16 protein-coding genes are annotated in these 14,125 nt (G+C 45.7%); 7 read left to right on the plus strand and 9 right to left on the minus strand.

Annotated elements, in window-relative coordinates; translation table 11 throughout:
• The first annotated feature begins 8 nt into the window (after positions 1 to 8).
• From NYR53_RS26545 to NYR53_RS26560, 4 genes are all read left to right on the plus strand, one after another.
• A complete protein-coding gene (locus NYR53_RS26545) occupies positions 9 to 1,136 on the plus strand; it encodes a YheC/YheD family endospore coat-associated protein (protein WP_261302107.1) in 1,128 nt (375 codons plus the stop codon).
• A gap of 97 nt (positions 1,137 to 1,233) precedes the next feature.
• Positions 1,234 to 2,598 (plus strand): YheC/YheD family endospore coat-associated protein, encoded by a 1,365-nt coding sequence (locus tag NYR53_RS26550; protein WP_261302108.1) that lies wholly within the window; start codon positions 1,234 to 1,236, stop codon positions 2,596 to 2,598.
• Positions 2,598 to 3,725, plus strand: coding sequence for a YheC/YheD family endospore coat-associated protein (locus NYR53_RS26555; protein WP_261302109.1), 1,128 nt, complete (start codon positions 2,598 to 2,600; stop codon positions 3,723 to 3,725). Before NYR53_RS26550 ends, NYR53_RS26555 begins: the two co-directional genes overlap by 1 nt.
• Positions 3,726 to 3,731: 6 nt before the next feature.
• The gene (locus NYR53_RS26560; RefSeq protein ID WP_261302110.1) at positions 3,732 to 4,850 is read left to right on the plus strand and encodes a YheC/YheD family endospore coat-associated protein; all 1,119 of its coding nucleotides are present in this window, start codon (positions 3,732 to 3,734) and stop codon (positions 4,848 to 4,850) included.
• Positions 4,851 to 4,895: 45 nt separating this feature from the next.
• Here the strand turns inward: NYR53_RS26560 and NYR53_RS26565 are convergent, their stop codons facing one another.
• The 4 genes from NYR53_RS26565 to NYR53_RS26580 all read right to left on the minus strand — a co-directional run bounded on the left by NYR53_RS26565 (position 4,896) and on the right by NYR53_RS26580 (position 7,478).
• Positions 4,896 to 5,270, minus strand: a complete 375-nt coding sequence (locus tag NYR53_RS26565; protein WP_261302111.1) for an ArsR/SmtB family transcription factor — start codon at positions 5,268 to 5,270, stop codon at positions 4,896 to 4,898.
• A 27-nt stretch (positions 5,271 to 5,297) separates the two neighbouring features.
• Complete coding sequence (locus NYR53_RS26570) at positions 5,298 to 6,296, minus strand: cation diffusion facilitator family transporter (protein WP_261302112.1); 999 nt, start codon at positions 6,294 to 6,296, stop codon at positions 5,298 to 5,300.
• A 210-nt stretch (positions 6,297 to 6,506) separates the two neighbouring features.
• On the minus strand, positions 6,507 to 6,731 hold the full coding sequence (locus NYR53_RS26575) for a spore germination protein (RefSeq protein WP_261302113.1): 225 nt from the start codon (positions 6,729 to 6,731) through the stop codon (positions 6,507 to 6,509).
• Positions 6,732 to 6,809: 78 nt separating this feature from the next.
• Complete coding sequence (locus tag NYR53_RS26580) at positions 6,810 to 7,478, minus strand: HAD family hydrolase (RefSeq protein WP_261302114.1); 669 nt, start codon at positions 7,476 to 7,478, stop codon at positions 6,810 to 6,812.
• A gap of 266 nt (positions 7,479 to 7,744) precedes the next feature.
• On the opposite strand from NYR53_RS26580, the gene nagB reads away from it, so the two are divergent.
• The 3 genes from nagB (at position 7,745) to NYR53_RS26595 (ending at position 10,565) form a co-directional block, all read left to right on the plus strand.
• A complete protein-coding gene (nagB, locus tag NYR53_RS26585; RefSeq protein ID WP_261302115.1) occupies positions 7,745 to 8,473 on the plus strand; it encodes a glucosamine-6-phosphate deaminase in 729 nt (242 codons plus the stop codon).
• Positions 8,470 to 9,642: an N-acetylglucosamine-6-phosphate deacetylase gene (gene nagA / locus NYR53_RS26590; RefSeq protein ID WP_261302116.1), complete on the plus strand. Its 1,173-nt coding sequence runs from the start codon at positions 8,470 to 8,472 to the stop codon at positions 9,640 to 9,642. The genes nagB and nagA overlap by 4 nt, the downstream gene beginning before the upstream one ends.
• Before the next feature lie 164 nt (positions 9,643 to 9,806).
• Entirely contained in the window at positions 9,807 to 10,565 is a 759-nt protein-coding gene (locus NYR53_RS26595; RefSeq protein WP_261302117.1) for a YdcF family protein, read from the plus strand.
• 469 nt (positions 10,566 to 11,034) lie between these two features.
• On the opposite strand, the gene NYR53_RS26600 is transcribed toward NYR53_RS26595, so the two are convergent.
• The 5 genes from NYR53_RS26600 to ytvI all read right to left on the minus strand — a co-directional run bounded on the left by NYR53_RS26600 (position 11,035) and on the right by ytvI (position 14,115).
• Positions 11,035 to 11,604, minus strand: a complete 570-nt coding sequence (locus NYR53_RS26600) for a manganese catalase family protein (RefSeq protein ID WP_261302118.1) — start codon at positions 11,602 to 11,604, stop codon at positions 11,035 to 11,037.
• A gap of 15 nt (positions 11,605 to 11,619) precedes the next feature.
• A complete protein-coding gene (locus tag NYR53_RS26605; protein ID WP_261302119.1) occupies positions 11,620 to 11,886 on the minus strand; it encodes a spore coat protein CotJB in 267 nt (88 codons plus the stop codon).
• A complete protein-coding gene (locus NYR53_RS26610) occupies positions 11,883 to 12,113 on the minus strand; it encodes a spore coat associated protein CotJA (protein WP_261302120.1) in 231 nt (76 codons plus the stop codon). The genes NYR53_RS26605 and NYR53_RS26610 overlap by 4 nt, the downstream gene beginning before the upstream one ends.
• A 225-nt stretch (positions 12,114 to 12,338) precedes the next feature.
• Entirely contained in the window at positions 12,339 to 13,040 is a 702-nt protein-coding gene (locus NYR53_RS26615) for an HAD family hydrolase (RefSeq protein ID WP_261302121.1), read from the minus strand.
• A 28-nt stretch (positions 13,041 to 13,068) separates the two neighbouring features.
• The gene (gene ytvI, locus NYR53_RS26620; protein ID WP_261302122.1) at positions 13,069 to 14,115 is read right to left on the minus strand and encodes a sporulation integral membrane protein YtvI; all 1,047 of its coding nucleotides are present in this window, start codon (positions 14,113 to 14,115) and stop codon (positions 13,069 to 13,071) included.
• Between the last annotated feature and the right edge of the window lie 10 nt (positions 14,116 to 14,125).

Below are 14,125 nucleotides of genomic sequence, written 5' to 3' on the forward strand. Positions count from 1 at the left end.
GTGAAAGCATGCAGCAAAGATCACATCGTCCCTTGTTAGGGATAATGGTTACGGAATTGAATCGAGAGCTGCCCTTTGGAAGTTCAGACTTTTATGAGCATCTTACTTATCATGGTGCCACCAAGGGTCTTGACGTGTTCGTTTTCTCGCCGAATCGAATCGATTGGAAGCAAGAGCTGGTGCGGGGGTACACCTATGTAAGTGAAAGACAAGAATGGGTGAAGAAGCTCTTTCCTCTTCCCTCGATCATCTATGATCGGTGTTTCTTTAACAACAAAGAGAGCTATCAACAATACCGTTACCATGTGAGCAAGCTGCGTGAGACGCCCCATATTCGCTTTCTCGGTTATGGCTTGAGCGGGAAGTGGGAAGTGGATCAAATCCTACAAAAAGATAACACGCTGCACCTCTATTTGCCTGAAACGTGCTTGCTGACAAACGGCACCGAGCTGAGGAAGTGGTTTCGTACAAGGAGCGACGTCTTTCTCAAACCACAGGGCGGCAGTCAAGGCAGAGGGGCATTGCACATTCACAAGATAAGATCAGCAGGCGGTATCAGCTCTTATCATATAAAAGGGCGCGATGCTCACAATCAACCCATAGAGCGTGATTTCATAAACTTTGATTCGTGCTGGTTTTGGCTTCGCAGCCTGATTGGTATGCGACCCTATTTAATACAAGAATTCCTAACTCTCCATTCAACTGAGGGAACGGCTTACGATGTACGCTCCCTAGTGCAAAAAAACGGCCGTGGGTTATGGGAAAGTACCGGCATGGCCGTACGTATTGGCAAACCTGGAAGTATCACATCAAATCTACATGGCGGAGGTACTGCTGAAGATGTGTCCTCGTTCCTTACCAAGGAGTTTGGTGATTCCAAGGCAAATGAGCTTATTGCCACACTCGCCATGCTTTCAAGCCGGATCCCCCCTTTCCTGGAAGCTCATCACGGGCGACTGGCTGAGCTCGGCATTGATCTTGGGATTGATACCTATGGTCGCGTGTGGATTCTTGAAGTGAATTCGAAGCCGGGAAGATCGATTTTTGCGCGAACGCATAACGAAAAAGCACGCACAAGATCTATCGCAAACCCCATTCATTATGCTGAATTTTTACTTCACAAAAAGCTGAGCTAGCTTGTCTTTTGTGAAGTGCCCGAGCAGGCAGAAGGTTATGTCTGCCTGCTTTGACACGGAAAGCCCCGTAGGGCAACAAGTTTAGGAGGGTAACCTAATGAGTTTGACAACGTGTATGCTCCACGCCGTACAACGAACAGATAAATCGGTCTACTTAACAAGTGAACTCGTCAAAGCTTTACGGTTAACCGGCAATAAATCGATTACTGTAAAGGTCGGCAGCAAAAGCTCAACCCTACCGATTCGTCTGATCAAGAAGAGTGGTCAGCATATGTATATACCGCTTTCCCTGATGGCCTCTTTACGCATTCCTCGAACAGGGAGTGTATTAGTCGCCAATAACAATAATAAAGAACTTCGCATCGGCCCAGTCATTGGTATCTTAACCAATGTCGTGAGCGGTACATCTCCATTCGGAACAAAAACTGGATTCATTCGCCAAATTATGAATACAGGCTCTAATAAGTCCTTTATTTTTGCTTTTAGCCCAAGTAGTGTGAACTGGATCCAAGAAACCGTTACTGGAATTATCCCGAAAGAAGATGGTGGCTGGATTCGCAAAACATTCCCTTTGCCTGATGTCGTTTATAATCGTCTGTCCAGCCGTAAAGCAGAGAAATCCGCAGGTATTGAGGGCTTTAAGGAGCGATTTGTACGTAGAGGGGTTCCCCTCTTTAACTGGAGCTTTTTTGATAAATGGGACGTTTACAAGATGTTAGATGGCGATGATGCTTTCCGCTTCGTCCCAGAATCCCGAATCAATCCGTCTGCTGATCAAATCAAGGAAATGCTTGATAAACATAAATTCATTTACTTGAAGCCCACGGCAGGGAGCCTAGGTATCGGTATTTTCCGCGTAACGTATAATCCTAAGCGAGGTTACTTTGTTCGGTACCGCAAGGGCCGTGAAAATGTTCTCATCCGCTACGGAAAATTCGAGGGTTTAATGCAAATGCTTGGAACTGGACGTGGCCGTCTCACGAATTATGTCGCACAGCAAGGGATTCGTCTCATTGAAATTGACAGCTGCCCTATTGATTTCCGCTTCCATTTAACGAAGAACGGTAATAACAATTGGGTCGTAGCAGCGATTGGCGCGAAGAAATCTGGGAAAGGCAGCGTCACGACCCATATCCGCAATGGCGGTCAATTGATGACACCCGAACAGGTGCTTCGTCAAATTTATGGGACTCGTGCAGAACAGATACTTACGAATGCCAAGGAGACAGCCATAAAGCTTGCCGAGGGCATCGAGAAAAACTATAACCATTTGCTTGGTGAGCTTGGTTTCGATATCGGTATTGATCAGAGCGAGAAAATTTGGATGTTCGAAGCTAATGCTAAGCCGGGAAGATCCATCTTCAAACACCCCTCGTTGAAAGAAGGAGACACTGCCACCTTACAAAATATATATGAGCACTGCCTCTTTTTGAGTCGCTTCCGCTCTAGGAGGGAAAATTAATGGGCTTCTTCCTTCATGAGATACGACAAAAGCCTACTCTTGCCATTCTCACAGTAAAGGATAGTAATCGTGTCTTTCGCGGCAATCTGGACAATTTCAAGGATTTAATACAAACTGGCGAACGACTTGGTGTTGATGTATACATCGTGACTGCGAAGGATTTCAACTTATCCAGCCCCGAAATATATGGTTATCGTTTTAATGAAGAAACAAAAAAATGGAGCAGGGAACTCGTTCCCGCTCCACAAGTCGTATACAATCGTATTCCCTATCGCAAGATGGAAATGAAGCCTGAGGTCCAGCAAACCATTCAATCATGCAATCGCAGCACCAGCGTTCAGTTATTCAATCCTTCCTTCTTCAATAAATGGACCTTGTTTGGTTGGTTAAATAGTGCCAAAGAAAGCAAACCTTATATACCCGATACGTTGCAATTGAACTCAGCAAATGATCTGACTCAACTATTGCGTAAACATGCCGTTCTCTACTTAAAACCAGTAAAAGGTAAAGCTGGGAGAGGCATTATGCGCATAGATCGATTAACGACTGCAAATGGCCGCCGTAATTATAGGCTAAGCCGCCAAGAAGATAAGAAGATGACTTATAGTTACCATAATTCCACGGATGAACTGTGGAATGAATGGAATAAACACCGGGGTACTCATGACTATATCGTGCAGCAAGGTATCGCTTTAACAAGATACAAAGACCGCGCCTACGATTTACGCGCTTTAGTTCAGAAGACGTCCAAAGGTGTCTGGAGTGTATCGGGTATTGGAGCTCGTGTAGCGGGTAGAGCTAGCATCACGACACATGTGCCTCGCGGCGGATCCATCGACGAGCCACGCAAATTGCTTACGAGTGCGTTTGGCGCCACGGAAGCGACAAATATTTTGAAGCGAGTTCGTAAAGCCGCTGTTACACTCGCTGCGCAAATTGAGAAGTCATCCGGTAATCAACTTGGTGAAATGTCTATGGATATTGGTGTCGATACCGCAGGACACATCTGGTTTTTCGAAGCTAATTCTAAACCAATGAAATTCGACGAACCCAAAATTCGTCAAAAATCACTTGAACGTATTATCCGTTACAGCCTATACCTAATCAATAATGAGAGAAGAAGGTGATTATGCTTGTCTTCGAAACGACTGGGCGTACTCGCTATCTATTTAAGTAAATCTCGGCTCGAAGAGCTTTCTTACTTTCAACGCCTAAGTAGGGAAGGAAAGAAACTTGGTGTTCAAGTTGAGGTATTTACCCCGGATGACGTCGAAGGAGACAATGCCGTTCGTACGCTGACGTATGATTCGGGTCTGGGTAAATGGATTCGCAAGCGAACTTCTTTGCCCCCTGTTATTTATGATCGTTGCCGGTATAAAGCGGCGGCAAATTATCAGATACTCAAAGCATTTCGGAATCAACATGCCGAGCTTACCTTTTTAAGCAGACCTTTAGCTAATAAATGGTCGATGCATCAAACCCTTTCAGAGAATGAAAGCATTCGCCCCTATTTACCAGCTACTGTACGATTTAGCTCCGTACAGGAGCTGCTGAAGGTGCTAAAGAAGCACAAGTTAATCTACGTAAAACCGAAGAATGGCACGGGTGGAAGAGGAATATTACGAATTGAACAGCTCGGTTCAGATCTTTATTTATTGCAAGGAAGGAATCAGCAGCGAACCATCATCGCTCCATTCCGCGCTACGGAAAAACAGCTTGCGATCAAACTGCATACCCTGAAATTGAGCCCCGATTATGTGGTTCAACAAGGAATCCAATTAACTCTGAGGGATGGCCGGGTGCATGATTATCGTTTGCTAATTCAAAAAAATGGCCAAGGCGAGTGGGAAGTAACCGGTTGTGCGGGCCGTATTGGCCCTCATCACAGTATCACTTCGAATCTGCATGGGGGCGGAAGTGCGGTAACGCAGGAAAAACTGTTAGCCTATCGCTTCTCTTCTGAAGAAAAAATGGATGCAATCAAGAAAGAGATGAACAGCTTTGCCTATAAGCTCGCTAACTTTTTGGAAACTAAATTCGGCAAGTTGTGCGAGTTAGGCATGGATATTGCCGTAGATCCTAAAGGTCATGTATGGCTTCTTGAAGTCAATCCGAAGCCATCACGCGAAGTTTTTCGCAAAATTGGCCAACATTCGATTTATCAGAAGGCGGTTACAAGACCACTTGAATATGCTGTCTGGATGATGAAACAAAAGAAAATAAAAATAGAAGAACAAAAAAACGAATCATAGTGCAAGCAATCGGAAGCATCAGCTAATGACTAGCCAGCTTCCGTCCTACATATGCTGAAGATGTCCCAATGTTTGAACAAAAATTTGCTCTATATGATTATCGTCTAGCGAATAAAAGACCGTTTTACCCACTTTACGTCTTTTGACAATGTGCAAATCCCGCAAGTAGCGAAGCTGATGCGAGACAGCCGACTGCCCCATCGCAAGAAGCGTTGCAAGATCATGTACGCATAGCTCCCTTTGCTGCAGGTAATAGATCATTTTAACCCTTGTCGGGTCGCCTAAGGCTTTGAATACCTCCGCAATCCCTACCGCTTGCTCCTCGGTTATTTGAGGTTCCTGCATAAGTTCTACCGAATCAGCACCTGTACAAGCACATGTGTCCTCTCTTTCACTTGCTTCTATCCCTATTTTTCCCATGATTATCCCTCCTTAATGCTTGCTTAGCTATACTTTTAGTTCCGGGTGGGTGTTAGTCGAGTTTTCAATTTGTATAGTAGCATGCGTGATTTGAAATCGTTCCTCGATTTGATGAATAGCTTGCTGGAGAACGATCTGACTATCACGATCATCCGCAATGAGCAAATGGCAGCTCAGAGAATCAAGACCTGAAGTAATCGTCCAAATGTGTAAATCGTGAACATTGATAACACCATCAATGCTCTCGAGCACGTGTTTGACATCACTATAAGACACGGCTTCGGGAGTTCCTTCCATCAATATATGAATCGTTGATTTCAGTACACTCCAAGCCCCTTTAAGAATAAGTAGAGACACAATGATACTAATGATTGGATCAGCCACATACCAACCGAAAATCAGCATAGCCCCACCGGCTAAAATAGCTCCAACAGAGCCCAAAGCATCCCCTAGAATATGCAGATAAGCGCTGCGCAGGTTGAGATTGCCATGCACATCCCCTTTGCGCATCAGAGCCCAAGCACTAAGCAAATTGGCTATTAAACCGACGCATGCAATGAGCATCATGGAACCACTGGCAACAGTAGGAGGATTCATAAATCGCCCAACTGCTTCCCAGATAATAAGCCCTGCTATTACAAATAGTGTGACACCGTTGAACAGAGAGGCTAAGATTTCAACTCTATGAAACCCATAGGATTTATGTGCGGAAGACGGCTTAGCTGCGAACCAAAGGGCAGCGAGACTTAATAGCAGAGCGCCTGCATCACTTAACATATGACCCGAATCCGAGAGCAGCGCCAAGCTATTGGTCCATAAACCTCCTGCAAACTCTAAAATCATGATGCCCGCTGTTATACAAAATGCAATCAGAAGTCCCTGTTTATTTCCGCTGTGGCCATGGTGGTGATGTCCATGATGATGTCCATGGTGTGCATGATCGTGTCCTTGGTGACCCTTGTGACCGCTGCAATTAGAATAATCTTTGTGTTGATGTGACTGCACTTCAGACTCATGATGATGCATAGAATTCCCTCCCTGTGTCTCAACCATTTAGAATGGTGTACCGCTATTTGATTTATAAGTGATCTTATATATGAGCATTTACTCATATATTCATAATAGTTACTTAAACAGGCTGATGTCAATACGGCTTCTGCAAAAAAAAAAGATCGATTCATCTGCTCACATCACATGAGCCTGAATCGATCTAACGAATGATTGTCTAACTGCCAGCTATGTCGCTGTTGCGACTTTGTTCGCACCAGCCTCTATCCCATCCGGGTCAAACGTAATCGTTGCGCTAAACAGCGTATTGGATACCGCGAAATCTCCCGTTATTCCACCGCCGCCGCCGGAATATGACTTGGATGCACTTGTTGGAGCAATTACGAAAGTATCACCGTTTACCAGACTTCCTTCATTTCTATTAATGTTGAATATTCCTACAAAAGAAGGCATTTCTGATCAGCACCCTTTATCTATCAAAGTTCTACAGTGTATGCCCACCTAGCCAAATTTGCGACAGCTTACCCTCAATTACAAATATTCAAGCAGTTCAGCGAAGCTGCGGATTCGTATATGTGCCCCCTCCAGCTCACCCGACTCTCGAAAACCTGCATAATCGCAAGCGGCTACGGTTAGGTTATTTCGTAGTCCCGCCTCTACGTCGGAAGAGCGATCGCCTACCATCCAGGCTGATTGTATATGATGTGTTTCCAACAGTATTTGGACTAAATCCACCTTGGATCTCGTTTGATATTGCCCTGCGCTGTACAATCCTTCGAAAAACTGCCCCACACCTTTAGCTTCAATGACATGCTTCACATAATCTTCGAGTCCATTGCTCGCTACAAATAAACGAATTCCTTTGCTATGTAAAACTTGTAAGGTTTCAGCGACACCTTCATACAGCACCCCTTGCCCTTGCTGCAGCCCTTCCATTTGATACTTGATCAGCAGCTTATCTGCTTCCTGTCGAGTCGCAATCTGCTCATCCGGCATTACCCGTTCCCAGATGTGCTCAAGCAACATGCCTAACGCCCCTAGAATTCGTTCTTCCGGTGGAGTCTCCCCAGTAAAAAGGCCTTTTGCTCGAAGCTCATCGAACGTCTTATGGTAAGCAGGCAGAAGTAAGGTCTCCGTCTGAAATAGTGTTCCATCCAAGTCAAATAGCATCGCTTCTGGTTGTTTTCTCTGATTACTCATTCTCATGCTCCTTCTACGTTTATTTATCGAAAATGATTAAAATGATCTTAGATAAGAATGGCAAACATACCCAAGTAAGTCAATGTTCATATTTAGGAAAAAGCCTGTTGCCGATAAGAAAAAATTCGGTTATGATTGAAATGAGAGTAATTTGTTTTAAAAATGATATTTTTATGCAAAATTCAATCATAATTAATCAAAATAGGTATCACCCCTTGCAAACATCCCTATTTGATAACTTATCTATGAAAGTGAGGAAGACGATCATGAACCTTCATATTTTTCAAAATCAACTAGAGCTGAATGAAGCAGGAGCTGGCATTATTACCTCGCTTGTCCAAATGCAGCCTAAAGCGGTACTCGGCTTAGCCACTGGCGGAACGCCTGTAGGCATTTATGAGGAGCTAGTTAAAGCTTACGATAAAGGAAGGGTTAGCTTTAAATCCGTCACAACCTTTAATTTGGATGAATATTGCGGTCTACCGGTAGATCACCCAGAAAGCTATCACGCTTATATGCAGCAGCATTTGTTTGCACATATCGACTTACCTAGTGATAGAGCCCATATCCCAAACGGAAATGCAGCGGATCTAGAAGCGGAATGCGAGCGTTATAATCAACTTTTGGAAGAAGCGAAGCAGATCGATTTGCAAATTCTCGGCTTAGGCCATAATGGGCATATTGGTTTCAATGAGCCCGATCATTCCTTGATCAGCGGTACACACCGCGTAGAATTAAAAGCGGAGACACGCGAAGCGAATGCACGTTACTTCAACTCCATCAATGAGGTTCCGACTCATGCCTTAACTATGGGAGTGGGCACCATTTTGAAAGCCAAAACGATCCTGTTGATCGTTCGTGGAGCCGATAAAGCCGAGATCGTACATCGGGCACTTACAGGTCCGATTACTACGGAAATACCAGCAACTCTTTTGCAAACTCACCCACACCTTGTCGTTCTTCTTGATGCTGAGGCGGGGAGGCTTTTTGAATGAGTGAACTTGTGATTTCGGGGGCTAAGATCGTTACTGAGCAAGGAATCATCGAGCGGGGCATCCTTCATGTGAAGGATGGCTTTATCGCTTTTGTTGGCGATATGTCCCAGTGGGACCCCTCATCTGCCGGTTCTGCCGCTAGGTCCGTCGATGCCCATGGAAGCTGGTTGCTGCCAGGATTCATCGATGTTCACGTTCATGGTGGATACGGCGCCGATTTCATGGATTCGAATCCAGAGACACTTGATATTATTACTCGGTTTCATGCCTTACACGGCACAACCTCCATGCTGGCTACGACGATGACAGCGACTCGAGAGGCGATTGATCGGGTGCTTGGTGAAGTAGACCGCTATAAGAGCCAGGAGATGCCTTACGCTCAGCTGCTCGGCGTACATCTGGAAGGTCCATTCATCTCACCCAAATGGGCAGGCGCGCAGGATCCGAACCTCATGGTACCGCCTCAGCTCTCATGGATTGAAGACTGGCACGAACGCTATCCGCAGCTCATGAAGCAGTTAACCCTGGCCCCCGAACGCGAGGGAGGCCTCGAAATGATCGCGTGGCTGCGCGATCATGGCATCGTTGCCGCCTGCGGCCACACCGACGCGACCTATGCCGACATTCAGTCAGCGGTTCGCGAAGGGCTTACGCATGCGGTGCACACCTACAACGCGATGAAGCCGCTGCATCATCGCGAGCCCGGAACCGTCGGTGCGATACTCACCGACGAACGCGTCAGCGGCGAAGTGATCGCTGATGGGCACCACGTGCACCCAGCAGCGATCCGCCTGCTGGCTATGGTAAAGCAGCCGCATGGCTTGCTGCTGATCACAGACGCCATGTCAGCCGCGGGACTCGGCGACGGGCAGTATGAGCTGGGCGGGCAAGCCGTGACCGTACAGTCGGGCGTAGCCCGGCTGACGGAAGGCGGCGCACTCGCCGGCAGCACGCTGACGATGATCGAAGCGCTCCGGTTTATGGTGCGCGAGGTCGGTGTCAGCGTCGAAGACGCGAGCCGCTTCGCGAGCGGCAACCCTGCGAGGCTGCTGCGCCTCGAGGCATCGCACGGCTCGATTGCGCAGGGCAAGCAGGCTGACTTGCTGCTTGTCAGCCCTGAATTAGAGCTCGAACATGTGTGGGTTCGCGGCAAGGAAATTACAGCATAAGTTGGCTTGACGCACAAAACCCCGACTTCGTCTAATCGCGAAGCCGGGGCTTTTTTCATCTCCACTCTTTGAAGCTCTTGTAAATTTGCAGGAAAATACCAACTTTTGTCGAAAATCCCTAACACCATACTTGAGCTCACACAAGAAAGGGTTTGACGCCTAATATGATATATTTGATAAAAATCGCTTACACGATATTATTCCCTCCTGGAATTATCATACTTCTACTCTTAGCTATTGCTTTATGGCTGAAGCAAAAAAAGGAGTACCTCGGCACACTTCTTGTTGGTTTAGCCGCACTTCTCTTAGGCGTATCCTCCATGCCTTATTTCGGCAATACGTTACTAAATTCCATTGAAAAAAGATACACACCACCGGTTCAAGTGTCCGGCGACGTGCTAGTTCTACTCACTGGAGGCGCAACCTTAGATCATGAAGACCCTCTTACCAAAGGGGAAGGATATCTGACAGGAAACACAGCCGCACGTGTATTAACAGTTGCTGAGCTATACCGAAGCACAAAGCTGCCTATCCTTTTGTCTGGCGGTCAAGTGTTCAGTGACACCGGCAATGAATCTCAGATTGCTAAAAGGCACCTTCTCGCGCTTGGCGTTCCCGAATCGTCCATTTCCATGGACGATAAGAGTCGCAATACCGAGGAAAATGCCGTGAATACACAAGCTATTCTTACAGAAAAAGGTTGGAAAGCTCCAATTCTCATCACATCTGCCTTCCACATGGCCCGATCCGTTAAGCAATTCCAAAAACTCAAAATTGACGTGATCCCCTACCCTACTGACTATATTTCTGGGCAGAATCAGCAGCTTAGTATCAACAAATTCATTCCATCTTCCAGCGGTTTATCCACCACAACAATTGCACTGAAGGAATTCTTAGGCTTGTTTGCAGCTAGGAACAATTAGAACGGAGCACCGCTTGTTGTGCTCATTCAAGCAACGACGGCTATCCTTGCTTTTTTTGTTTCTGAAACACTGAGAAATGGTGTATTGGCGGATAGGCTCGGAAACACCTCCTGCAAAAAGTACATTTATTTTAGATGATTTGCTGTTTTCAAGGTGCTTACCTGTAAAATCTGCATCTCATTTGATCAAAAGGCGCCTAATAGCGAATAAAGTGTTGATTTAGATGTATCTTTTGCAGGTCCTCCCCTATAACACTATTTTTTGTATAGTTTGTCATGTATGAAATGCAAGTTGTTCATCCGCTGTAATTGCTTACGGACAACTGCGGCTTCTTTTTTTCTTTCTTTCCTTTTATTTTCATCAATCAGTTCTGCCTAGCTTGGTTTGGCGCGCTATATACACAAAAACAGGCCTCTCGGCCCGTTAATTGTTTCTTGATTTATCCTACTTCCTTGACCTTACCGCCTGCTTAAAAAACCTTCTGCGCCTCTCGATCATCCTTCAAAATCTCAACAGCTTCTCTAAATCGCAGGGAATGCACAATTTCCCGCTCACGGAGGAACTTAAGACTGTCCTGCAAATCAACGTCGTCGGTTAGATCAATCAACCATTGATAGGTGGCTCTTGCTTTCTCCTCTGCGGCAATGTCCTCATAGAGGTCCGCAATGGGGTCTCCTTTGGCTTGTATGTAAGCAGCCGTCCAAGGCACTCCGGACGCATTCTGATAAAAGGGCGCCCTGTCATGACTTACGTAGTGATCATCTAAACCAGCAGCTTTCAGCATATCTATCGTCGCATCCTTGGTCAGCTTATAGACCATCGTAGCAATCATCTCGAGATGGGCAAACTCTTCCGTCCCAATGTCCGTTAGAAGCCCCACCACCTTATCTGGGATCGAATAGCGTTGATTCAAGTATCGTAGTGCCGCAGCAAGCTCCCCATCAGCGCCACCATATTGCTCGAGCAGGAGTTTAGCCATCCGAGGGTCGCATTTACTGACTCTGACCGGATACTGCAGCTTTTTTTCATAAATCCACATGCGCTCTCCTCCTTCTCAGACTTGCCATGGCCATGGAGGTTCAATCCACTGCCAAGGTTGCTTGGTATAACTATGACCGAAATGCATGAGGGGGCCGAATTCCAGCTCAAACTGCCCAGCAATTTGCATCCTCTTCTGTGCGAATTGATTGTATTGTTGAATGGCACCCAGATCATCAGGATGCGTATCTAAATACAATGTCAGCTCAACTAAGACGAAATCTACAGCTTGCAGATCGTGAAGCTGTCTGTAATATGAGTCTGGTAACATGGGTTCACTCATGTCAATGGGCCTCCTTCTACCGCTTTAGACTCATAAGGCCCGTAAAGCGCCGGCCAGAGCGTTCCTTTTCTCAATGCTTCATAGGGACTAAACTGCGGCAAGCCAGGCGGTTGAAAGTGGATATATAATTGTGGCGGTGTGTTATAAAGTTTCACTCGAATGGGTGGACAAGGATCAAAGGGACCGATAAATGGGAAATATTTTTTAAATTGTGAATGCGAATGCATATCTCTCCTCCTCTTCTGTCTTGGGAGTAAACAGACGTAGCAACATTGGCCTATATGCTCGTTATATGCGGCATGACTTGGCCAAAATCACCTGTTTTCCAATATTTCCACATGGTATGGGAAATCAATCTTCCTAGGCGCTAAGCCGTATATTGAAAAAAGCCCCAGCCGCGTCGCCATTTGGCAACGAAGCAGGGGCTTTTATTTATGAACCCCAGAGGAGTTCTAATTTAAAAAATGAATAAGTTCATGAAGCTGACTAACGATCGCGAGCGGTTTCTTATCGGAGGCTGGAGGCGTTGTACCATATTTATTGAGCCAAACTGCCTTCATGCCTATTTTCAGCGGACCGGCTACATCTGCTTCCCAAGAGTCACCAACGAATAAGGTGTCCTCTGGCAGCACATTGAAATAATCAAGGGCCAGTTGATAAATACGCGGATCAGGCTTGGCTATTCCAACGACATTAGAGATCCACACCTGCTCGGGAGGAAACAATTCCTTCAGACCTAGACGCATTATTTTACCCTCTTGCATATCGTGAGGTCCATTCGTAATGATTCCTAGCTGATAACGGTCCTTGAGCTTCAGCAGCAGCTCCAGCACGTGAGGATCGGGCTCTAAGCTTTTTTCATATTGTTGGATGTATTGGAGGTTGAAAGCTTCTGCCTCATCTTCCGACATCGTATACTGATGATCAGCTAATGTTTCGATCAGTCTTCGGTTACGATATGCTTCAACGGTGCAAATGCGCTGCTCATATAAGTAGTATAGCTCGTCGCTTTTCTTTTGAAATGCAGTGAAGAACGCCTCGTTGTCATACTTCTTTGTCACCTCATGCTCCGCAAACATCTTTTTCATCACGATATTCCACGTACTTGAGAAGTCAAACAGCGTATCATCCAAATCAAATAAAATTAACTTCATACCCTACCACCTGTTCCTATACTGCGGCTTAATCCAGCTTTATATTTAAGTTCAACAGGCCAGCTTTACGCATAGCTTGATAAATAATAACAACCAACGGCCCTAGAAAGAGACCCGTTATTCCTAATAGCTCGAAACCAACGTACAAACTGATCAAAGCAGCGAGGGCATTAATGCCTACAGCATCACTGAGCACTTTAGGCTCTACAATACGGCGGAAAATCGTCAAAGCAAGGAATAGGACTAATAATCCAACGCCAATTCCCGTGTGACCAATCAGCAGTTGATAGACGAGCCAAGGAATAAACACAAGCCCGGTGCCAATCACTGGAACGAACTCCATAACCATCACTAATAAGGAAATGGCTAGCGGATATTCAGCTTGTAAGACTAGTAAGCCTACAAACGTGACTAAGTAGGTCAATACAGCCATGATGAGCTGCGCTCGAATGAAGCCGAAGATAGCTTCTCGTAAGTAAGTCAGCACGTTTTCCATCTTACTTTTGGAATGCTCTTCAAACATGGACAGAAACGATAACCTAAGCTTAGGTAAACTAAACATAAACAAATATAAAGCAATGACGTACATGAGCAGTAAGATAAATAAGTTTGGAATTTTTCCAGCCAAATTTAAAAAGAAGCCAGAAATGCCGCTTAAAACATTGGTTAAAGCCCCTGTTAGGGTTTCTGTACTGCTTTCCAACCAAGTTTGCACTTGTGCCGCCATATCTGGTGATAAGGAATCATAGAACAATTGTGTGCGGTTGACCGCTTGATCCATGTATTTGTTCACTTCATCCATATAATTTGGCGCTTTGCGGCCAAGGTCAATGAGCTCTGTGACGACATTTAACCCAATGAAATAAAATAAGGTCAGCGTCAGCAGTGTAAAGACGGTACAAATGATCGTAGCTGCAATTAATCGATTCACCCTGGCAGCACGCATGAGAAGCACGGTTAAAGGGTCCAAGAAAATAGCTGTCACGAGCGCGAGTAGAAATGGCAAACCTATGGTGAACAATCCGTACAATAGCAGCAATCCAAGCACCATGATTAAGATCGTCTTAGGCGACATTAGTACTCCT

Origin of the sequence: Paenibacillus andongensis, from assembly GCF_025369935.1 — a bacterium.
Lineage (GTDB): Bacteria > Bacillota > Bacilli > Paenibacillales > NBRC-103111 > Paenibacillus_E > Paenibacillus_E andongensis.